This is a genomic window from Pseudarthrobacter sp. NPDC092202 (genome assembly GCF_044755505.1).
In the GTDB taxonomy this organism is placed as follows: Bacteria; Actinomycetota; Actinomycetes; order Actinomycetales; family Micrococcaceae; genus Arthrobacter.
Genome location: NZ_JBIVRG010000011.1, coordinates 20,289 through 41,012 on the forward strand (window position 1 = coordinate 20,289; position 20,724 = coordinate 41,012).

Below are 20,724 nucleotides of genomic sequence, written 5' to 3' on the forward strand. Positions count from 1 at the left end.
GCGTCTATCAGATTATCCATATAAGGAGACACATCATGGCTTCTCAACGAGGAGAGTCGCTTGACACCGTGAAGACGCGGCGCAAGGGCATCGACAAATCGCACTACCTCTACATTGCCGTCATCGCCGCCGTTATCCTCGGCGCCGTGGTGGGCCTGATGTTCCCCGAGGTGGGCAAGTCCCTCAAGCCGCTCGGCGATGGATTCATCAAGCTCATCAAGATGATGATTGCGCCCATCATCTTCTGCACCATCGTCCTGGGCATTGGCTCCATCGCCAAGGCCGCCACGGTGGGCAAGGTCGGTGGACTGGCCCTGGGCTACTTCGTGCTGATGTCAACCTTCGCGCTCGCCATCGGCCTGGTGGTCGGCAACATGATCCACCCGGGCGAAGGCCTGAAGCTGGCGCCGTACGATCCCTCCAAGAAGGCAGAAGTCGACAGCACCGTTGCCTTCCTCCTCGGAATCATCCCGGGTGACATTCCGGTCCTTCCCACGCTCTTTGCTGCCCTCCTCGTAGGTTTCGCCCTCCAGAAGATGGGCCCGCAGGGTGCACCCATCCTCAAGGCCATCGGCCACGGCCAGGCACTCGTCTTCCGCATCCTCATCATGATCATGTGGCTTGCACCCGTGGGTGCATTCGGTGCCATCGCCGCCGTCGTGGGAGCCACCGGCTTCCAGGCCATCGTCAGCATGTTCACCCTGATGGCGGCCTTCTACATCACCTGCGCACTGTTCATCGTCATCATCCTCGGCGGACTGCTGAAAATCGTGACCGGCGTCAACATCTTCAAGCTCATGAAGTACCTGGGCCGCGAATACCTGCTGATCTTCTCCACGTCCTCCTCCGAAGCCGCGCTGCCCCGCCTGATCGCAAAGATGGAGCACCTCGGCGTTTCCAAGCCGGTGGTTGGCGTCACCGTTCCCACGGGCTACTCCTTCAACCTGGACGGCACAGCCATCTACCTGACCATGGCTTCCCTGTTCGTCGCCAACGCCATGGGAACCCCGCTGGACCTGGGAGCCCAGGTTTCGCTGCTGGTCTTCATGATCATCGCTTCCAAGGGCGCCGCCGGCGTCACCGGCGCCGGCCTGGCCACCCTCGCTGCCGGCTTGCAGGCCCACAAGCCGGAACTGCTCGGCGGCGTCGGCATGATCGTCGGAATCGACCGCTTTATGTCCGAGGCCCGCGCCCTGACCAACTTCACCGGCAACGCCGTGGCCACCGTGCTGATCGGCACCTGGGTGAAGGAGATCGAACGGGGCCAGGTTGACCAGGTGCTCTCCGGCAAGCTGCCCTTCGACGAGCAGACCATGATCGCCGGCCACGGCCACACCGAGCCCGCAGCCACGGGAACCGAAGCTCCGCGCGTTCCGGCCGCCGTCTAGGCGCCAGCCGCCAGCCGCGCACCCCAGTAGCAGCACAGCAGCCCCCGCAGCCATGGCCGCGGGGGCTGCTTTGTGCCTCGAATAAACCAACCTTCGACCTCAGCTAGAGGGTCAAGGCTCAACATGGGTGGAAAGTCAAGTTCCGCCGAATACCGTGTCGGTCGCTGTAACCTTGGGAAGAAGAAGGAACGGCGCTGGCATCCAGCGGCAGGAAATCACCGTCATCGAAAGTGTGGATAGATACGTGAGCAGCGAACAGGGTTCGGCAACTCTGGAGGGCACGGAATTTGACCTGGACAACGCGGTGATGGGCCCCACGGGCCGCCCATACCGGGAGTTCCCGGAACCGGCACCGCTGTCCTCCCACGGTCCGGCGCGTGTGATCGCCATGGTCAACCAAAAAGGCGGCGTCGGCAAGACCACCTCCACCATCAACCTCGCGGCAGCGCTGGCGGAATACGGCCGCCGGGTGCTCCTGGTCGATTTCGATCCCCAGGGTGCGTTGTCGGCAGGCCTCGGCGTGAACCCCCACGAACTGGACCTTACGGTCTACAACGTGCTGATGGACCGCAAGGTCAACATCCGTGACGCCATCCACCAGACCGGCGTGGAGAACGTGGACCTGTTGCCGGCCAACATCGACCTTTCCGCTGCCGAAGTCCAGTTGGTCAATGAAGTGGCGCGTGAACAGGTCCTGGACCGGGCGCTGAAGAAAGTCGAGGACGATTACGACGTCGTCCTCATCGACTGCCAGCCCTCCCTGGGCCTGCTGACCGTGAACGCGCTGACCGCGGCCCACGGCGTCATCATCCCGCTGATCTGCGAGTTCTTCGCCCTTCGCGCTGTGGCTCTGCTGGTGGAGACCATCGACAAAGTGCAGGACCGGCTTAACCCGCGCCTGCAGGTGGACGGGGTGCTCGCCACGATGTACGACGCCCGCACCCTGCACAGCCGTGAAGTCATCACGCGGCTGGTGGAAGCTTTCGGGGACAAGGTCTTCGAGACTGTCATCAAGCGTTCCATCAAGTTTGCCGACGCCACCGTGGCCGCTGAGCCGATCACCAGCTACGCCGGCAACCACGTGGGCGCGGACGCCTACCGGCGCCTGGCCAAAGAGCTGATCTCGCGCGGCGGCGCGCCCTAGCCAGGACGTGGCCGAATCCAAGCCCGGCTTCGAGGTGCGGCTGGCCAACTTCACGGGTCCCTTCGACCTCCTGCTGGGGCTGATCGCGAAGCACCAGCTGGACATCACCGAGGTGGCCCTGGCCACGGTGACGGACGAGTTCATCAAGTACATCCGGAACCTGCAGGCACGTGGCGGGGAATGGGCGCTGGATGAAGCCAGCGAGTTCCTGGTGATCGCCGCGACGCTCCTGGACATCAAAGCTGCCAGGCTCCTTCCGGCCGGCGAGGTGGAAGACGACGAGGACATGGCACTGCTCGAGGCCAGGGACCTGCTTTTTGCCCGGCTCCTGCAGTACAAGGCCTTCAAGCATGTGGCAGGCCTCCTGGGCGAGACCCTGCACCAGGAAGCCATGCGCTATCCCCGGCAGGTTGCCCTTGAAGAGCATTTCGCCGCCATGCTCCCGGAACTGGTATGGAAGCACACCCCCGAACAGTTCGCCGCGCTGGCGGAAGCGGCGCTGCGGCCCAAGGCCCCCAAACCCACCGAAGTTGGGCTGGCCCACCTCCACGGCGGCAACGTCAGCGTCAAGGAGCAGGCAGAAATAGTCGGGTTGCGGCTCCAGCGGGAATCGCCGCTGACATTCCGGGCCATCATCGCCGACGCCGAATCCACGCTTGTGGTGGTTGCGAGGTTCCTGGCGCTGCTGGAATTGTTCCGGGACAAGGCGGTTTCATTCGACCAGTTGTCGCCGCTGGCGGATCTTGCCGTCCACTGGACCGCCGGCAGGCGGCAGTGGTCGGCAGAGAACCTAAGCGAAGAATTCGAGGAGCAGCTGTGACCAAGGAAGCCACGGAAGACGCGCGATTGGCGGAGGAAGACGTCGAAAACCTCCCGGGCGGGGCCAAGGCTGCCATTGAAGCTGTCTTGATGGTCATCGACCAGCCGGCCACGGAGGAGGAACTGGCCGCAGGCCTTGGACTGACCGTTGAAACGGTCGGCGCCCTGCTGGCCGAACTGCAGCGCGAGTATAGCGGCTATACTGTTAAAGCCCCGGATATGGATCAAGCCAGCGCCGCTGGTTTTGGCTCCAGCCCCCGGGGTTTTGAATTGCGGAACATCGCCGGTGGCTGGCGGATCTACTCGCGCGCGGACTTTGCCGACATTGTTGGCAAATATGTGCTCGAAGGTCAGACTGCCAGGCTTACGCAGGCAGCCCTGGAAACGCTCGCGGTCATCGCGTACCGCCAGCCCGTCTCCAGGGCCAGGGTTTCGGCAATTCGGGGTGTCAATGTTGACTCTGTGGTGCGGACACTCGCCCAGCGCGGGTTGATCGAGGATTCGGGAACGGATCCGGAATCCGGGGCCATGCTCTACCGGACCACGTCGTATTTCCTGGAACGGATGGGAATCGGCTCTGTGGCGGAACTGCCGCAGTTGTCTCCACATCTTCCGGGCCTAGACGGCATCGCGGAGTACTACGACGCCGACGGGATCTAGGCAGCGTCGCGCTGCCTGGGCAACAGTATTTATCAGGGCAGATTATTTCTGCACGGCTGGTTAAGGTTGTCTCTGGACACCTTTCCGGCCAAACAATTGAAGGACGGGTCATGACACAGGCGGGACGCCAGGGTTCACCACGTAACAGCTCGGGACGCAACAATCCCCAGCGCAACAACACCTCCCAGGGTGGCAAGTCAGCCGGCGGTTTCCGCGGCGGTGCCCCGAAGCGGGGCGGCGGGTTCGGCAGCGACCGCCCGCAGCGCGCACCCAAGCCGCGCGAAGAGCGCTTCATCGATCCGGATCTGGCATCGGACGGCCCCCAGCAGGGCCGCAGTTCCGCAGATCCGAAGGCCGCCAGGCCTTCCTCACGGAAGCCTGCAGCGCGCAAGCCCGGAGCGAAGAAGGCCCCGGGCACTCCGGGCGCCCTTAAGCCCAAGCCGCGCACCGGCGCACCGGGCGCCGCAGCCTCCCGCGCCTTCGGAAGCGAACGCTTCGGCCAGAACCTGGGACCAGTCCGCAGGCCCTCGCGCAAGAAGGGCCCGCGCGGCGACGTTCCCCAGTCGGAACTCCACGACGCCGACGGCGTGCGCCTGCAGAAGGTCATGGCCTCGGCCGGGGTCGCCTCACGCCGCGTCTGCGAGGAGATGATTGCCGAGGGCCGCGTGGAAGTGGACGGACAGGTAGTCACCGAGCTCGGCGTCCGGGTCGACCCCAAAACCGCCGTCATCCACGTGGACGGCCTGCGGATCCAGCTGGATGAAAACCTCGTCTACATGGTCTTCAACAAGCCGAAGGGCGTTGTCTCCACCATGGAGGACCCTGAAGGCCGCCCGTGCATCAGCGATTTCCTCAAGAGCAACAAGAACACCGGCGAACGCCTGTTCCACGTTGGGCGCCTCGACGTCGCCACCGAGGGACTGCTGCTGCTGACAAACGACGGCGAACTGGCCAACCGCCTGACGCACCCTTCCTACGAGGTGCCCAAGACGTACCTGGTGCAGGTCCGCGGTCCCTTCCCGCAGGGGATCGGCGCCCAGCTCAAGGAAGGCGTGGAACTGGAGGACGGTTTCGCGTCCGTGGACTCCTTCCGCCTCGTTGACTCCACCCCCGGCCACGTCCTGATCGAGGTTGTCCTCCACTCGGGCAAGAACCGCATTGTCCGGCGCCTGTTCGACGCCGTCGGCTTCCCGGTCCTCCGCCTGGTCCGCGTCAAGGTAGGTCCCATCGGCCTGGGTGACCAGCGCCAGGGCAGCATCCGCAACCTCGGCAAGCAGGAAGTCGGGCATCTGCTGGCATCCGTAGGGCTCTGAGGCATGTCCGCCTTCCACAGCCAGGGCCGCGGGCACCTGGATGGTCCGGTGGTGGTCCTCGGGACCGGCCTGCTCGGCGCCAGCATTGGCCTGGGCCTGCGCGGACGTGGCGTCCCGGTGTTCCTTTCCGACCCCTCGCCCACCAACCAGGCGGTCGCCGTGGACATCGGTGCGGGCCGGCCGCTGCCGGAACTCGGCAGCGCCGTCCCCCAGCTGGTGGTGGTTGCCGCTCCGCCGGACGTTACAGCCGACGTCGTGGAAAAAGCCCTTTCGGATTTTCCCGGCTCCATTGTGGTGGACATAGCCAGCGTCAAGGCGGATATCCTGGACAGCCTGCGGCGCCGCGGCGTCGACCTCTCCCGGTACGTGGGTACACACCCCATGGCCGGGCGGGAAAAGTCAGGCCCGGTGGCTGCCCGCGGCGAGCTGTTCACCTCGATGCCGTGGGTGGTGTGCCCGTCAGAGGAAACCTCTGGCGCTGCCCTCCAGGCGGCGCGGTCCCTGGCGTCGGACCTTGGCGCGGTGGTCTCCCAGTTCACGGCCGACGAGCACGACGAAGCTGTTGCCCTGGTCTCCCACCTGCCCCAGGTCATGTCCTCGCTGCTCGCGAGCCGGCTCCAGGGTACGCCGCTGCATGCCCTGTCCCTGGCCGGCAACGGGCTGCGGGACGTCACCCGGATAGCTGCGAGCGATCCGTCCCTGTGGGTCCAGATCCTCGGCGGCAACGCGGCGAAAGTCGTGGAAATCCTCTACGGCGTCAGGGATGACCTCAACCGCCTGATCGGAACACTCGAGCAACCCACGGCTCCCGGCGCACGGCTGGACCTCGCGCAGCTCATGAGCGAAGGCAACGCCGGCCAGGCCCGCATTCCGGGCAAGCACGGCGGACCGCCGCAGGCGTACTCCTGGCTGACCGTCCTGGTGGACGACAAACCCGGACAGATCGCGCGGCTCCTCACGGAGATAGGCGAGATCGGCGTCAACCTGGAGGACCTCCGCCTGGACCACTCTTCAGGCCAGAACGTGGGTATGGTGGAAATATCCGTGTTGCCGAACAAGCATGACCACCTGATCGAAGCACTCAACGACCGCGGATGGCGGGTACTCCAGTAATGACACAGGAACTTCTCGATACCATGCCCGCGCTGCGCATCGGCCGGCCGCTGGTGGTGGCCATTGACGGCCCGTCCGGCTCCGGCAAGTCCAGCGTCAGCAAGGAAGTGGCCCGCAGGCTCAGGCTCGCCTACCTGGACACCGGCGCGATGTACCGTGCCCTCACCTGGTTCTGCGTCAGTCAGGGCATCGACCTCGAAGACGCCGCAGCAGTGGAGCAGGCCGCCCGGGACCTGGTCCTGGAACTGAGCACCAGCCCCGCGGAGGAGTACGTGCGGGTGGACGGCGTCGACGTCACCGACGCCATCCGCGAGCCCGCCATCTCCTCTTCCGTCAGCGCCGTGGCCACTACCCTGGGGGCAAGGACTGAGCTGATCCGCCGGCAGCGGGAACTGATCGAAAAGCACCACCGCCGCATGGTGGTGGAAGGCAGGGACATCACTACCGTCGTCGCGCCCGGAGCGGAAGTCCGGATGCTGCTCACGGCCAGTGAGGAAGCGCGGCTGCGGCGGCGCGGAATCCAGCTGGGCGGCACCCAGAACGCCGAGGAGCTGGCGGCGCAGGTGACCCACCGCGATGCCAAGGACTCCTCCGTGGTGAATTTCACCACGGCCGCCTCCGGGGTGGTGACCCTGGACTCGTCGGACCTGGACTTCGACCAGACCGTCGCCGCCGCCCTGGTGATCGTCACAAAGGTCCTCAACCGTGACTGAACGCGCCGCCGCCACCTCCCTGCCGGGTGTTCCCTCCGGCCTGACCATGGCGTGGAGCAGGCCGGTGGGCTGGATTCTCGACCATATGGTCTACCGGACCACCGTCACGGGCAAGGAAAATGTGCCCACCGGCGGCCCCGTGATCTTCGCGGGCAACCACATCAGCTTCCTGGACGGTCCGGTCATGTTCGGTGCCGCACCGCGCCCTATGCACATCCTGGTCAAACAGGAGATGTTCAAGGGCTTCCTCGGCCAGGTATTGACCGCTTCCGGCCAGTTGCCGGTGGACAGGCGCGGCGACCGTACCGCCCTGCAGCGGTGCAAGGAAGTGCTCGACGCCGGCCGGTGCGTCGGCATCCTTCCCGAAGGAACCAGGGGGAGCGGGGCTGCAGAAGACATTAACGGCGGCGTCGCCTGGCTGGCCCTGAATTCCGGGGCCCCGGTGGTCCCCGTGGCCATCCTGGGCACCCGCAGGGGAGACGAGCACGTGGATTCCGTGCCCCGGCCCGGCAGGCGTTTCCACGTCAGCTTCGGAAATGCCCTCACCCTTGCCCGCCGGGCAGGGGAAAGCGGGCGTGCTTCAATGGACAGGGCGGCGCTGGAAATCCGCGCCGCGCTGGCAGGGCACGTCCAGGACTCCATTCAACTCAGCGGGCAGCCACTGCCTTTCGCAGATGCCCGCCAAGACTTAACAGCAGTAGCCGGGACGCCGGCAGATGACCACTTAAGGACAGTGCAATGAGCGATACGACTCAAACTCCCGGCCACTTCGGCGCCGGCGAAGACGAATACACGCCCACGGGCACGGACCAGGTGGCCGAACGGCTGGCTGCCATCGACGATGACGAGGCCGAGCTCCGCGCTGCGTCCCTCCGGGCGGGCCTGGAGGACTATGACCTCGACGAGGAAGACGCCGCACTGCTCAGCGGCGAATACGGCGACGAGGACTTTGACGGTCCCGTCAAGCTCGATCCCGTCCTGGCCATCATCGGCCGGCCGAACGTGGGTAAGTCCACGCTGGTGAACCGAATCCTTGGGCGCCGGGAAGCCGTCGTCGAGGACACCCCCGGCGTCACCCGCGACCGCGTTATGTATTCCGCGAACTGGAACGGACGCAACTTCACCCTGGTGGACACCGGAGGCTGGGAGCACGACGCCCGCGGCATCCATGCCCGCGTAGCCGAGCAGGCCGAGATGGCCGTTGAACTCGCGGACGCAGTCCTCTTCGTGGTGGACTCTGCCGTGGGGGCAACCGCCACCGATGAAGGCGTCATGAAAATGCTGCGGCGCAGCAAGAAGCCGGTCATCATGGTGGCCAACAAGGTGGACGACTTTGCCCAGGAGGCGGACTCCGCCACCCTGTGGGGCCTCGGCTTCGGCGAGCCCTACCCTGTCTCCGCGCTGCACGGCCGCGGCGTGGCGGACCTGCTGGACCACGTGATGGACGTGCTCCCCGAGTTCTCCACCATCGAGGGCCTGGAACGCTCCGGCGGTCCCCGCCGCATCGCCCTGATCGGCCGCCCCAACGTGGGCAAGTCCTCCCTGCTGAACAAACTGGCCGGGACTGAACGCGTGGTGGTGGACAACACCGCCGGCACCACCCGCGATCCGGTGGACGAGTTCATCGAACTCGGCGGCCGCACCTGGCGCTTCGTGGACACGGCAGGCATCCGCCGCCGCCAGCACATGGCACAGGGTGCGGACTACTACGCCTCCCTCCGTACCCAGGCCGCGCTCGAAAAGGCGGAGGTCGCCGTCGTGCTCCTCGCCGTTGACGAAGTCCTCAGCGAGCAGGACGTCCGGATCCTGCAGCTCGCCATTGAGTCAGGCCGGGCCCTGGTGCTGGCCTTCAACAAGTGGGACCTGCTCGACGACGAACGCCGGCGCTACCTCGAGCGTGAAATTGAGCAGGACCTGGCCCACGTGGACTGGGCACCCCGCGTGAACATCTCGGCCAAGACCGGATGGCACAAGGACCGCCTGGTGCCGGCCCTGGACCTGGCGCTGGAGAACTGGGACAAGCGCATTGCCACGGGCCGCCTCAACGCGTTCCTTGGCGAGCTCGTTGCCGCGCACCCGCACCCCGTCCGCGGCGGAAAGCAGCCGCGCATCCTCTTCGGCACCCAGGCGTCAAGCCGGCCGCCGAAGTTCGTGCTGTTCACCACCGGATTCCTGGACCCCGGATACCGGCGCTTCATCACCCGCCGGCTGCGGGAAACGTTCGGCTTCGAAGGCACGCCCATCGAGGTCAGCATGCGCGTGCGCGAAAAGCGCGGCAAGAAGCGTTAATTGCGACACACCTTGGGGGCTGATCACCGGAAAGTGTCACAGGCACCCCTCCGGATCGTGTAAGCTCTTCTAGGTGGTTCGGCCGGACTGCTGATGAAAACCTTCGGGTTTGAGTTCAGCGGAGAACGGCGGAACCAGCGGGCTGTAGCGCAGCTTGGTAGCGCACTTGACTGGGGGTCAAGGGGTCGCAGGTTCAAATCCTGTCAGCCCGACCACAAAGCCGCGGAAACTCTAGGGTTTCCGCGGCTTTTGCGTTTGCGGGATTTAAACCAGTCAGCGAAAACCCGTCAAAACAGGCTGTGACCGGCCGGCGCTTCAGGGTGGCCGTGCCAGGCCTTTGGAGCGGCCGGGTGAACAACCAGCGAAGGACCCCGTTCGAGTGATCACCGGTCATTGACCGGGGGATTGGCCCCGAGCCCGCTCATGGACGCCTTGATGCTCCCCCGGGAGGAGCCTGCCTCGGTCAACACTGCCGCCGAAGCGCGCCGGTGGCCGCCCGCGACAAGGACGTGGTCCCGGCCCTGCGTCCCTCCCGTTCTGCTCCCGTCGACGTCCTCAGGCGCCAGTGGAAGGCGTAAAGCGAGGAAGTCTTGGTTTCTCCTTGACCATTTGATGCCTCTCGGTGCCCAGCACAGCGTCCCAGCTAGCCGAGGGCGGCGTCGAGGGTCACGAAGCCGTAGCCTGCCGCCCGGAGCTGGGAGATCACCTGTGGGAGGGCCGCTGCGTCGAGCGTTGAGCCGTCGTCGGGGTTAGAGCCGAGGTGCATCAGGACGATCTCTCCGGGCTGCACGAATGCCATGACGCGCTGGACAATGAAGCTCGGGCCGCGCGTTCCGTTCATGGTGCCTTGCCAGCCCAAGGTGTCAACGGTCCACCGGACCGCCGCGTAACCTGCTGCGTTGACGTCTCCAATCGTGCGGGAATCGCGAGCGCCGAACGGGAAGCGGAAGAACGGGCGCGGGTCTCCTCCAGCGGCCTCGATGGTCTTCTGCGCGCTGCTGATCTGGGCCGCGATCTGGGCGTCGGTCAGGGTTGTGAAATCTGGGTGGGTCATGGAGTGATTGCCGATCCGATGCCCCGCGTTGTAGATCAGCGCCGGGTCGGAGGGGAACTGGTTCACCCAGTCTCCGGTGAGGAAGAAAGTGCCCGGGACGCCGTTGGCTGCGAGGGTGGTGAGGATCGATCGGAGGGCGGCGTCGTTGGCGCCGGCGTCGAACGTGAGAGCGACAACCTTCTGCGTAGTCTGAATGCGCTCGAGGTCCACGCCCAGGAGCGCCGACGGGACCCCGGTGTAGATGACGTCGGTCCTGCCGCTGGCCGCGTGCCACAGGATGGAACCGTGCTGGAAGTCGCTGCGGCGCCCGCCCGTGATGCCGTACTCGCCGCTGGTCGGGTAGCCGAGCCGGCTGCGCTCCCAACCGAGGGCCACCCACTGGGCTCGGATGGCTCCGTACACCTCGTGGGCTCCCGTGGCGGGCGACCAGTAGATCGACGAGCTGGCGTTCGTGCCGCTGAAGTGGTTGTACCGGCCGACCCCGTCGGGGGTGCCGGTCTCGTCCGTGAGTGGGAAGCCCAGTAGGCCGGCTGGTCCGCCGAATGCGAGATAGCGTCCGCGGATCGCCCCGTGCACCTCGCGCGCTCCGGTGCCGGGGCTCCAGTAGACCGATCCTCCGGCGAAGTCATTGTACTGACCAGCAGCGCCCGGAGTGGTGGTCTCGTCCGTGAGTGGGAAGCCCAGTAGGCCGGCCGGTCCGCCGAATGCGAGATAGCGTCCGCGGATGGCCCCGTGCACCTCGCGCGCTCCGGTGCCGGGGCTCCAGTAGACCGATCCTCCGGCGAAGTCATTGTACTGACCAGCGGCGCCCGGAGTGGTGGTCTCGTCCGTGAGTGGGAAGCCCAGTAGGCCGGCCGGTCCGCCGAACGCGAGATAGCGTCCGCGGATCGCCCCGTGCACCTCGCGCGCTCCGGTGCCGGGGCTCCAGTAAATCGTGCCTCCGGTGTAGTCCTGGGCGCGACCCCCAGCGATGTCGTACGCGCTGCCGACTGGCGTGCCGAGGAATGAAGCGCTGCCGCCGAGTTGCTCATAGTGCTGGACGATCGCGTCGTCGCCGGTCTGCTCGACCGTCATCGATGCCGTAACGCTCCGCTGCGCAGCCACCGCTGATGCAGCGGCCGCGGGCGGCGGCCCCAGGGCCGTGCCCCCGAGGCCACCTCCGAGGGCGAGGGCCAAGGTCATGACGAGGACGGTGGGTCGAAACCGGCGCATTGTGACCCCTTCGCGCTGATGGAGACATGCGAGCTTTGGTCAAGACGCTACGCCCCAGGAACGTGCCCGGGTAGGACCAGAAGTCCCGAACCGCAATCTTTCCACCAGCGTCACCCGCCGCGGCGCTGCCGCAGTCGCCGAATGTTGGGGGTGCTACATCCTTGAGCCCGGAAAGTTCGTGGATCGGCGTCCATGGCACGTTGCGGGCGGGATGCCGGCCTCCCTACTTGAGGAACTTCGAGGTCCTGCGGTCGGCCAGGATCTTGCCCTTCGTCTGGCAGGTGGGGCAGTACTGCAGCGCGGTGTCCGCAAAGGAGACTTCGTGGACTGTGTCCCCGCAGACGGGGCACGGCTGCCCGGCCCGGGCATGGACCCGCATGTGGCTCCTTTTGACGTCCTTGAGGTCCTTGGGCGGCTTGCCCTGGGCCTCGGCCATCGCCGTTCCCAGGATGTCGTGGATGGCGTCGTACAGGACCTGGACAGTTCCGCGGTCCAGGGACTTGGCAGTGGCGAAGGGGGAGATCCGCGCCGCATGCAGGATTTCGTCGCTGTAGGCGTTGCCGATCCCGGCGATCACGCCCTGGTTCCGGAGGAGACCCTTGATCTGCTGGGAGCTGCCGGCAAGGATCTCAGCCAGCATATCGGCGTCGAACGCGGCAGCGAACGGGTCCGGGCCCAGCGTTGCGATGCCCGGCACCTCCTGGGGGTCCCGCACCACGTAAACCGCAAGGCTCTTCTTGGTTCCGGCCTCGGTAAGGTCGAACCCACGGGGGCCGCCGGGGCCGGTGAACGCAAGGCGGGCGGCGATGTGCCCCTTGCCCATCCTCAGCTGGGCATCCGTGGGGGAGTCCGTGAAGCGCACCCAGCCCGCCCTGGCGAGATGGAAGACAAGGGAAACTCCTCCCGTGTCTATGCTGATGAACTTCCCGAAGCGCCGTACGCCGGTCACGGTCCTGCCTTCGAGCGAACTGAAGGGCGGATCCGCTGTCTTGAGGACGGCAAAGGACACGATCTGCACTTTGGAAACAACGGTTCCCTGCAGATGGTCGGCCAGGAAGCCGGCCAGGCCGGAGACCTCGGGCAGCTCAGGCATCCGTCATCCGCCGTTCCTGGCGTCGCCGCTGCCCATGCATGCGCTCATGCGTCCCATCTTGTCAGAAACCCCGGCAAACGCCCCGCCGGATGTGCCTATACTTTCAACGCGGCCCGTTTCCCGGGCCGCGTTGACAGTGGTGTTCGACCCGATGAAAGGCCCCTGATGAGCAACATTCCCGAAGATCTGTCCTACACCGCCGAACACGAGTGGGTCACCGCCCCCAATGCCGACGGCGTGGTCCGGGTGGGGATCACCGACTTTGCCCAGGATGCCCTCGGGGATGTTGTCTACGCCCAGATGCCGGAAGTCGGCACCAGGATTACGGCAAACGAAGTTGTCGGCGAGGTGGAGTCCACTAAGAGCGTCAGCGACATCTACGCCCCCGTCAGCGGCGAAGTTGTGGGCCGGAATGAGTCCCTTGACACCGATTCCGCGCTCATCAACACCGATCCCTATGGGGACGGCTGGCTTATTGAGATCAAGCTTGCCGAAGCCGACGCCGTCGACTCATTGCTCAGTGCATCGGAGTACGAACAGCAGGTAGGCTAAAGCTAACCGGTTTTTCCGGTCCGGCCCGGGGCGAAGCCAGAATGTCTTCGCACGTCAGCGGCCGGATCGGCGGCCGGTTCCGGACCTGCGCTGCAGGCCCGGTGGGCAGATGTTGGTTGCGCGCCTGATGGCCGCAGCTGAAAAGAGGAGGAGTCCATGGCTGGCCACACACAGAACCCTGCCGACGGGGAATACGGCTCGGGTGCGGCCAGAGAGTCGGAGACCACCTCCATCCATCTCACCCCGGTGAGGGATGAGCCCACGATTACCCCCAAGCTTTCGTCCGAAGAACGCAGTTCCGTGGAGGCACTGCCGGCTGGCTCGGCGCTCCTGGTTGCCCACAGCGGCCCCAACGCCGGGGCCCGGTTCCTGCTCGATTCCGATGTCACCACGGCGGGCCGGCACCCGGACGCCGACATCTTCCTGGACGATGTCACGGTTTCCCGCCGCCACGTCGAGTTCCGCCGCACCGCCCGGAGCTTCGAAGTCGTGGACAAGAACAGCCTGAACGGGACCTACGTCAACCACGACCGCGTGGACAGCGTTGAGCTCAAGTCCGGCAGCGAAGTCCAGATCGGCAAGTTCCGCCTCACCTTCTACCTGAGCCCTGCCACCGCTGCAGGCCGCGGCTGAGCCGGGGACCACTGCCTGTGGCAATGGCACAACCGGAACGCCGGGGACCCCAGGTCCTCAACATAGGGGAAGTCCTCGCACAGCTCAGCGAGGACTTTCCCGGCATGACTGCGTCCAAAATCAGGTTCCTCGAGGAAAAAGGGCTGATCAATCCGCGCCGGACGCCTGCCGGATACCGCCAGTACTCCGACGGCGACGTCGAGCGGCTGCGCTTCGTGCTGGCCCTCCAGCGGGACCAATACCTTCCGCTGAAGGTCATCAAGGACTACCTTGACGCGATCGACAGGGGCGAACGCCCGGAGAACCTGCCGCCCGGCGTCGTCGTTTCCCCCCGCATCGTCTCCGACGAGCTGGCTGCCGAACTGCAGAGCCGCGGGCGCAAGCTCACCGAGGAACAGCTCCGCACTGAATCGGGCGCCAGCGTGCCACTGCTGCAGGCCCTCCTGAGCTTCGGCCTGATCAGCCATGCCAACGGGCAATTCGACGAGCACGCCCTCCAGGTGGCCCGTGCCTGTGTCCAGCTGGAAAGCCACGGTCTTGAACCCCGGCACCTGCGTCCCTTCCAGGCGGCTGCCGAGCGGGAGTTCGGCCTGGTGGAACGTGCAGTGGCGCCGCTGGCATCCCGCAAGGATGCAGCGTCCCAGGCGCGCGCCGCTGAAGCCGCCCGCGAAATCAGCGACCTCTGCCTCACCCTGCACCGGGCTCTGGTGCAGGACCATATCTCACGCATGGACATCTGATGATTGAAGTCGAGATTGTAGGCGTTCGCATCGAACTGCCTTCCAACCAGCCGCTGGTCCTGCTTCGGGAGATGCATGGTGAGCGGCACGTTCCCATCTGGATCGGTACCCCCGAAGCCAGCGCCATCGCCCTGGCGCAGCAGGGCGTGGTGCCGCCCCGTCCCATGACCCACGACCTGCTGGTGGACGTGGTGGAAGCGCTAGGACACTCTGTGGTCAGCGTCAATATTGTGGCGGTGGAAGACAACATCTTTTACGGCCAGCTGCAGTTCGAGAACGGCACCACGGTGAGTTCGCGGGCCTCGGATGCACTTGCGGTGGCACTGCGTGCGAAATGCCGGATCTGGTGCGCCGATTCAGTCATGGATGAGGCCGGGGTGCGCATCACCGAGCATGACGAGGGCGAGGACACCGAACCGGGTCCCACGGTTGATGAAGAGCGCGAACTGCGCCGGTTCCGTGAGTTCCTGGACGACGTGGAGCCCGAGGATTTCGACGGCTAAGGTCACGTTAAGGTTAAAGTTGAGGGTGAATCTTTCGACACGCCTCATCAAACCCCTTAGGGTCTTTGACCTTGCAGGCCCCCGGGCCTAACGTCGAAGTATCAAGTTCCCATTGCTTACGGCAGCCTCGCAAGTCACACTGTAAAGTGCGCCCCGCGAAAATTACATGCATGGTCTTCATGCACCGCTGCTGCAGTAGTTACCCGGGAGCGCATGACAAGGAGGATCCAGGTGAGTCCCAAAGGCGAAGCAGGCGGGCTGAAGCAGCCCACGGCTGGTGTTGCTGTGCCCGCGAGCGGTGCCCAGGGCCTCCTGTTTACCGAGGACCTCCCCGTGTTGGATGAGGACGCCGGCTACCGTGGCCCCACGGCATGCAAGGCCGCCGGGATCACCTACCGCCAGCTCGACTACTGGGCCCGGACCGGCCTGGTGGAGCCCGCGGTTCGCGGTGCTGCCGGATCCGGATCGCAGCGCCTCTACGGCTTCCGGGACATCCTTGTCCTGAAGGTGGTCAAGAGGCTCCTGGACACGGGAGTGTCGCTGCAGCAGATCCGCACCGCTGTGGAACACCTGCGGGAACGCGGTGTCGAGGACCTTGCCCAGATCACGCTGATGAGCGACGGCGCGAGCGTCTACGAGTGCACCTCCGCCGACGAAGTCATCGATCTTGTCCAGGGCGGACAGGGCGTCTTCGGCATCGCCGTGGGCCGCGTCTGGCGTGAAGTCGAGGGAAGCCTCGCATCGCTTCCCAGCGAGCATGCGGCTGAACAGTCCTTTCCGGACGACGAACTGAGCAAGCGCCGGGCTGCCCGCAAAATCAGCTGAGGCTTTATAACGGATAAGGGCCGCCCTCCACATGGAGGGCGGCCCTTATCCGTTATAAGCCGGTTGCTGCAGGCCTTACCGGGCGCGGCTGCGCAGGCCGCTTCCCACTGCCATCAGGTTTGCCAGCAGGTCATCAAAGAGTGCCGCGGCAGATTTTGCCGACTCTCCGGGCCAGTGGTGTACGGGGTGGGCGGCGCCCTGGATCTGCTGCCAGTTGGCCTGCTCGGGGATACGGGGGCTCAGGAGGAGGTCGCCGAACATGGACTCCATTTCCGCGAGCCGGTAGGTGTGTTCGGAGGATCCTGACCGTACCCGGTTCGCCACGATGCCTGCAGGCGAGAGGTTGGGGGCGAATTCCTGCCGGAAAAGCTGGATGGCCCGCATGGTCCGCTCGGTCCCGGCCACCGAGAACAGTCCGGGCTCGGCAACCAGCGCCACCTTGTCACTGGCAGTCCACGCCATCCGGGTCAGCCCGTTGAGGGAGGGCGGGCAGTCCACCAGGACCAGCTGGTAGTCGCCACCGGTGGCCAGCACCGACGAGAGCCGGCGGAGATCGCGGCGGCGGAGGTCCGGGCGGTCGTAAATGCCCGTGTAGGCGGACCCGACGGCGACGTCCAGGACTGCGGGGCCGGAACCGTTGGACCCTGCGCGCGCCGTCCAACTGCTGCGCACCACGTTGTCGGCCAGATTGGCCCGCCGGGGACTTTTGAGCATCCGGCCGATGTCCATCTGGTCGCCGGGTTGAACGCCCAGTGCGGTGGTGGCATCTGCATGGGGATCAAGGTCCACCACCAGCGTGCTGATGCCTGCGGCCAGCGCCGCAGACGCCAATCCTGTGGTGACGGAAGTCTTGCCGACTCCACCCTTAAGGCTGCTGATGCTGACTACTTGCACTTGAGAGACCAAAACCTAACGCCGGATGCCGTGTTGGGGGTAATGTTTGCTCCGGCAGTGCCGAAGCCGGACGGTCCTGCCGCCCTACTCATCATATGTGGATGCGTCGGCGAATCCTGCTTTATTGGGCGTCGGCATGGCACCGACTGTGCTGCGGGGGCGGTTTCTGCCCGCGTCGGCAAACGGGTTCGGGACATGACGGCAAAATCTGTGACGGTGGCCACAAAGATTTGTGTTTGTCCTTGTAGGTCCTAGACACTGTGACCACTCACCGATCCACCCGCAATGATGCAGGAGAAGTATGTTTTCCAAAGTTCTGGTGGCCAACCGCGGCGAAATCGCGATCAGGGCCTTCCGCGCCGGCTACGAGCTGGGCGCAAAGACCGTTGCCGTATTCCCCCATGAGGACAGGAACTCGATCCACCGCCAGAAAGCGGACGAGGCCTACCTGATTGGCGAAGAAGGCCACCCCGTCCGGGCGTACCTGGATGTCGATGAAGTGGTGCGGGTAGCCAAGGAATCCGGCGCGGACGCCATCTACCCGGGCTACGGCTTCCTTTCCGAGAACCCCGACCTTGCCCGCGCAGCCAAGGCTGCCGGCATCACGTTTGTGGGGCCGCCCGCAGAGGTCCTGGAACTCGCGGGCAACAAGGTGGCCGCCCTGAAGGCTGCACGTGACGCCGGCGTGCCGGTCCTGAAATCCAGTGCGCCGTCCAAGGACCTGGACGAACTTATTGCCGCTGCCGACGAAATCGGCTTTCCCATCTTCGCCAAGGCCGTTGCCGGCGGCGGCGGCCGCGGCATGCGCCGGGTGGACACCCGCGAAGCCCTGCCGGAAGCCTTGCAGTCCGCCATGCGCGAAGCCGATGCGGCGTTCGGTGACCCCACCATGTTCCTGGAGCAGGCAGTCCTTCGCCCGCGCCACATCGAGGTGCAGATCCTGGCCGACGCCGAGGGTAACGTCATGCACCTCTTCGAACGCGACTGCTCCATCCAGCGCCGCCACCAGAAGGTCATCGAGATCGCGCCGGCCCCCAACCTGGATGAAGGCATCCGCCAGGCGCTCTACCGGGACGCCGTCAAGTTCGCCAAGGCACTGAACTACGTCAACGCCGGCACCGTTGAGTTCCTCGTTGATACTGTCGGTGAGCGCGCCGGCCAGCACGTCTTCATCGAAATGAACCCCCGCATCCAGGTGGAGCACACCGTCACGGAGGAAGTCACCGACGTCGACCTGGTCCAGGCGCAGATGCGCATCGCCTCCGGCGAGACGCTGGCGGACCTGGGCCTCTCGCAGGAAACGGTGCACCTCAAGGGCGCTGCGCTGCAGAGCCGCATCACCACGGAGGACCCCGCGAACGGCTTCCGTCCGGACGTCGGAAAAATCACCGGTTACCGGTCCGCCGGCGGCGCAGGAGTACGGCTCGACGGCGGCACGGTGTACTCGGGTGCCGAAATCAGCCCGCACTTCGATTCCATGCTGGTGAAGCTGACCTGCCGGGGGAGGGACTACCCGTCCGCCGTCGCCCGGGCCCGCCGTGCACTGGCAGAGTTCCGCATCCGCGGCGTCTCGACGAACATCTCGTTCCTGCAGGCAGTGCTTGACGACGCCGATTTCATTGCGGGGGATGTGGCTACGTCCTTCATTGACGAGCGTCCCCAGCTGCTCAAGGCCCGGGTCTCCGCAGACCGCGGCACCAAGCTCCTCACCTGGCTTGCCGAAGTCACCGTCAACAAGCCCAATGGTGAACTGACTGTCCATTCCAACCCGGCCAGCAAGCTGCCCTCGGTTAAGGACAAGCAGGCTGAACCCGGCTCGCGCCAGAAGCTGCTTGAACTCGGACCTGATGGTTTTGCGAAGGCGCTCCGGGAACAGAACGCGGTCGCTGTCACGGACACCACCTTCCGTGACGCACACCAGTCGCTGCTGGCTACCCGGGTGCGCACCAGGGACCTGGTGGCAGCCGGCCCGGCGGTCACTGCGCTCCTGCCGGAGCTGCTGTCCGTCGAGGCCTGGGGCGGTGCCACCTATGACGTGGCCCTCAGGTTCCTGGGCGAAGACCCCTGGGACCGGCTCGCCGCCCTTCGCAAGGCGCTCCCGAACGTGTGCCTGCAGATGCTCCTGCGCGGCCGTAACACGGTGGGCTACACGCCCTACCCCGAGGAAGTCACCGAGGCGTTCGTCAATGAGGCGGCAGCCACCGGCATCGATATTTTCCGGATTTTCGACGCCCTGAACGACGTCAGCCAGATGGCACCCGCCATCCGGGCAGTCCGGGCAACCGGCACCGCCGTAGCCGAAGTGGCGCTGTGCTACACGGCGGACATGCTGGACCCGGAAGAAACGCTCTACACGCTGGACTACTACCTGGAGCTGGCGCAAAAGATCGTGGACGCCGGAGCCCACATCCTGGCGATCAAGGACATGGCAGGCCTGCTCCGTCCCGCCGCTGCCGCGAAGCTCGTTGCGGCCCTCCGGGACCGCTTCGACCTGCCGATGCACCTGCACACCCACGACACCGCGGGCGGCCAGCTGGCCACGCTCCTGGCTGCCGTGGACGCCGGCGTTGACGCCGTGGACGTGGCCTCCGCATCGCTCGCCGGAACCACCAGCCAGCCGTCGGCCTCTGCCCTGGTTGCAGCACTGGCCCACACCCCCCGCGACACCGGGCTGAGCCTGGCCGCCGTCAGCTCACTCGAGCCGTACTGGGAAGCGGTCCGCCGGGTCTACGCGCCCTTCGAATCCGGCCTGCCGGGCCCCACCGGACGGGTGTATCAGCACGAAATTCCGGGCGGACAGCTGTCCAACCTCCGCCAGCAGGCCATGGCGCTGGGCCTGGGCGAACGGTTTGAGGCGATCGAGGACATGTACACCGCCGCTGACCGCATCCTTGGCCGCCTGGTCAAGGTCACGCCGTCGTCGAAGGTTGTTGGCGACCTGGCCCTGCACCTGGTGGGCCTGAACGCGGACCCCGCAGACTTCAACGAGAACCCGCAGAACTACGACATCCCGGATTCGGTCATCGGGTTCCTATCCGGCGAGCTTGGCGACCCCCCGGGCGGGTGGCCGGAACCGTTCCGCACCAAGGCCCTGCAGGGCCGCAGCGTGAAGGTCCGGGACGTTGAACTGAGCGCCGAAGACAGTGCGGCCCTGAAATCCGATTCCAAGACCCGGCAGCACACCCTCAACCGGCTGCTTTTCGACGGTCCCACCAAGGACTACCTCAAGAGCGTGGAAACCTACGGCAACCTCTCCGTCCTGGATACGCGCGACTACCTCTACGGCCTGCAGCGCGGCGCGGAACATGAGATCCAGCTGGAGAAGGGCGTGCGCCTCATCGCTTCCCTGGAAGCGGTGTCGGAGCCGGACGAGAAGGGTATGCGCACCGTCATGTGTACGCTCAACGGCCAGTCCCGGCCCGTTGTCGTCCGCGACCGGTCCGTGGTGAGCAACGTCAAGGCTGCCGAGAAGGCGGACCCGGGCCAGCCCGGCCACGTTGCGGCGCCCTTCGCCGGTGCCGTCACCCTGACCGTCAAGCAGGGCGACGAGGTCAAGGCAGGCGACACCGTGGCCACCATCGAGGCGATGAAGATGGAGGCGTCAATTACGACGCCGGCAGCCGGCAAGGTTTCCCGGCTCGCCATCTCCGCCGTGGAACAGGTGGAAGGCGGAGACCTTCTCCTGGTGGTGGAGCAGTAGCCGGAGCAGGCAACTAAGACAAGTGAGGGCCCTCCCTAACGAGGGCCCTCACTTGTCTTTAAAGCCGAAGCCACCGCCT

18 protein-coding genes and 1 tRNA gene are annotated in these 20,724 nt (G+C 65.7%); 16 read left to right on the forward strand and 3 right to left on the reverse strand.

The window, feature by feature from the left end; genetic code table 11:
• Positions 1–35 precede the first annotated feature (35 nt).
• From ACIQF4_RS15610 to ACIQF4_RS15655, 10 genes are all read left to right on the forward strand, one after another.
• Entirely contained in the window at positions 36–1,388 is a 1,353-nt protein-coding gene (locus tag ACIQF4_RS15610) for a cation:dicarboxylate symporter family transporter (protein ID WP_400517383.1), read from the forward strand.
• Positions 1,389–1,632: 244 nt separating this feature from the next.
• On the forward strand, positions 1,633–2,532 hold the full coding sequence (locus ACIQF4_RS15615) for a ParA family protein (protein WP_102977304.1): 900 nt from the start codon (positions 1,633–1,635) through the stop codon (positions 2,530–2,532).
• Positions 2,533–2,539: 7 nt separating this feature from the next.
• Complete coding sequence (locus tag ACIQF4_RS15620; RefSeq protein ID WP_400517384.1) at positions 2,540–3,352, forward strand: segregation and condensation protein A; 813 nt, start codon at positions 2,540–2,542, stop codon at positions 3,350–3,352.
• Entirely contained in the window at positions 3,349–4,011 is a 663-nt protein-coding gene (locus tag ACIQF4_RS15625; protein ID WP_350002164.1) for an SMC-Scp complex subunit ScpB, read from the forward strand. Before ACIQF4_RS15620 ends, ACIQF4_RS15625 begins: the two co-directional genes overlap by 4 nt.
• Positions 4,012–4,121: 110 nt before the next feature.
• Complete coding sequence (locus tag ACIQF4_RS15630; protein WP_400517385.1) at positions 4,122–5,324, forward strand: pseudouridine synthase; 1,203 nt, start codon at positions 4,122–4,124, stop codon at positions 5,322–5,324.
• A gap of 3 nt (positions 5,325–5,327) precedes the next feature.
• Positions 5,328–6,437, forward strand: a complete 1,110-nt coding sequence (locus ACIQF4_RS15635; protein ID WP_400517386.1) for a prephenate dehydrogenase — start codon at positions 5,328–5,330, stop codon at positions 6,435–6,437.
• A complete protein-coding gene (gene cmk, locus ACIQF4_RS15640) occupies positions 6,437–7,150 on the forward strand; it encodes a (d)CMP kinase (protein WP_350002167.1) in 714 nt (237 codons plus the stop codon). Before ACIQF4_RS15635 ends, cmk begins: the two co-directional genes overlap by 1 nt.
• 46 nt (positions 7,151–7,196) lie before the next feature.
• Positions 7,197–7,892, forward strand: a complete 696-nt coding sequence (locus tag ACIQF4_RS15645; protein ID WP_400517400.1) for a lysophospholipid acyltransferase family protein — start codon at positions 7,197–7,199, stop codon at positions 7,890–7,892.
• The gene (der, locus tag ACIQF4_RS15650) at positions 7,889–9,439 is read left to right on the forward strand and encodes a ribosome biogenesis GTPase Der (RefSeq protein WP_066275036.1); all 1,551 of its coding nucleotides are present in this window, start codon (positions 7,889–7,891) and stop codon (positions 9,437–9,439) included. The genes ACIQF4_RS15645 and der overlap by 4 nt, the downstream gene beginning before the upstream one ends.
• Before the next feature lie 138 nt (positions 9,440–9,577).
• Positions 9,578–9,654: transfer RNA gene (locus ACIQF4_RS15655), tRNA-Pro, on the forward strand.
• A 428-nt stretch (positions 9,655–10,082) separates the two neighbouring features.
• On the opposite strand, the gene ACIQF4_RS15660 is transcribed toward ACIQF4_RS15655, so the two are convergent.
• On the reverse strand, positions 10,083–11,705 hold the full coding sequence (locus tag ACIQF4_RS15660) for a polysaccharide deacetylase family protein (protein WP_400580002.1): 1,623 nt from the start codon (positions 11,703–11,705) through the stop codon (positions 10,083–10,085).
• A 223-nt stretch (positions 11,706–11,928) separates the two neighbouring features.
• Positions 11,929–12,798: an Fpg/Nei family DNA glycosylase gene (locus tag ACIQF4_RS15665; RefSeq protein WP_400517388.1), complete on the reverse strand. Its 870-nt coding sequence runs from the start codon at positions 12,796–12,798 to the stop codon at positions 11,929–11,931.
• Between the two features lie 165 nt (positions 12,799–12,963).
• On the opposite strand from ACIQF4_RS15665, the gene gcvH reads away from it, so the two are divergent.
• From gcvH to ACIQF4_RS15690, 5 genes are all read left to right on the forward strand, one after another.
• Entirely contained in the window at positions 12,964–13,350 is a 387-nt protein-coding gene (gene gcvH, locus ACIQF4_RS15670; protein ID WP_350002170.1) for a glycine cleavage system protein GcvH, read from the forward strand.
• A 156-nt stretch (positions 13,351–13,506) separates the two neighbouring features.
• Positions 13,507–13,983, forward strand: coding sequence for an FHA domain-containing protein (locus ACIQF4_RS15675; protein ID WP_188732263.1), 477 nt, complete (start codon positions 13,507–13,509; stop codon positions 13,981–13,983).
• Between the two features lie 23 nt (positions 13,984–14,006).
• Positions 14,007–14,723: a MerR family transcriptional regulator gene (locus ACIQF4_RS15680; protein WP_350002172.1), complete on the forward strand. Its 717-nt coding sequence runs from the start codon at positions 14,007–14,009 to the stop codon at positions 14,721–14,723.
• Positions 14,723–15,226, forward strand: a complete 504-nt coding sequence (locus ACIQF4_RS15685) for a bifunctional nuclease family protein (RefSeq protein ID WP_009358600.1) — start codon at positions 14,723–14,725, stop codon at positions 15,224–15,226. Before ACIQF4_RS15680 ends, ACIQF4_RS15685 begins: the two co-directional genes overlap by 1 nt.
• Positions 15,227–15,457: 231 nt before the next feature.
• Complete coding sequence (locus ACIQF4_RS15690) at positions 15,458–16,051, forward strand: MerR family transcriptional regulator (RefSeq protein WP_009358601.1); 594 nt, start codon at positions 15,458–15,460, stop codon at positions 16,049–16,051.
• Between the two features lie 75 nt (positions 16,052–16,126).
• Here the strand turns inward: ACIQF4_RS15690 and ACIQF4_RS15695 are convergent, their stop codons facing one another.
• Positions 16,127–16,945: a ParA family protein gene (locus tag ACIQF4_RS15695; protein WP_400517390.1), complete on the reverse strand. Its 819-nt coding sequence runs from the start codon at positions 16,943–16,945 to the stop codon at positions 16,127–16,129.
• Between the two features lie 301 nt (positions 16,946–17,246).
• Here ACIQF4_RS15695 and ACIQF4_RS15700 point away from each other — a divergent pair, with 301 nt between their 5' ends.
• The gene (locus tag ACIQF4_RS15700) at positions 17,247–20,645 is read left to right on the forward strand and encodes a pyruvate carboxylase (RefSeq protein WP_400517391.1); all 3,399 of its coding nucleotides are present in this window, start codon (positions 17,247–17,249) and stop codon (positions 20,643–20,645) included.
• Positions 20,646–20,724: the final 79 nt, after the last annotated feature.

What these genes read in the sequence shown, in the direction of transcription:
- ACIQF4_RS15675 (WP_188732263.1), top strand. Translation starts at nt 13,507, where the DNA reads ATGGCTGGCCACACACAGAACCCTGCCGACGGGGAATACGGCTCGGGT.
- ACIQF4_RS15635 (WP_400517386.1), top strand. Translation starts at nt 5,328, where the DNA reads ATGTCCGCCTTCCACAGCCAGGGCCGCGGGCACCTGGATGGTCCGGTG.
- cmk (WP_350002167.1), top strand. Translation starts at nt 6,437, where the DNA reads ATGACACAGGAACTTCTCGATACCATGCCCGCGCTGCGCATCGGCCGG.
- ACIQF4_RS15680 (WP_350002172.1), top strand. Translation starts at nt 14,007, where the DNA reads ATGGCACAACCGGAACGCCGGGGACCCCAGGTCCTCAACATAGGGGAA.
- ACIQF4_RS15665 (WP_400517388.1), bottom strand. Translation starts at nt 12,798, where the DNA reads ATGCCTGAGCTGCCCGAGGTCTCCGGCCTGGCCGGCTTCCTGGCCGAC.
- ACIQF4_RS15610 (WP_400517383.1), top strand. Translation starts at nt 36, where the DNA reads ATGGCTTCTCAACGAGGAGAGTCGCTTGACACCGTGAAGACGCGGCGC.
- ACIQF4_RS15630 (WP_400517385.1), top strand. Translation starts at nt 4,122, where the DNA reads ATGACACAGGCGGGACGCCAGGGTTCACCACGTAACAGCTCGGGACGC.
- ACIQF4_RS15700 (WP_400517391.1), top strand. Translation starts at nt 17,247, where the DNA reads ATGTTTTCCAAAGTTCTGGTGGCCAACCGCGGCGAAATCGCGATCAGG.
- ACIQF4_RS15685 (WP_009358600.1), top strand. Translation starts at nt 14,723, where the DNA reads ATGATTGAAGTCGAGATTGTAGGCGTTCGCATCGAACTGCCTTCCAAC.
- ACIQF4_RS15645 (WP_400517400.1), top strand. Translation starts at nt 7,197, where the DNA reads ATGGCGTGGAGCAGGCCGGTGGGCTGGATTCTCGACCATATGGTCTAC.
- gcvH (WP_350002170.1), top strand. Translation starts at nt 12,964, where the DNA reads ATGAGCAACATTCCCGAAGATCTGTCCTACACCGCCGAACACGAGTGG.
- ACIQF4_RS15660 (WP_400580002.1), bottom strand. Translation starts at nt 11,705, where the DNA reads ATGCGCCGGTTTCGACCCACCGTCCTCGTCATGACCTTGGCCCTCGCC.
- der (WP_066275036.1), top strand. Translation starts at nt 7,889, where the DNA reads ATGAGCGATACGACTCAAACTCCCGGCCACTTCGGCGCCGGCGAAGAC.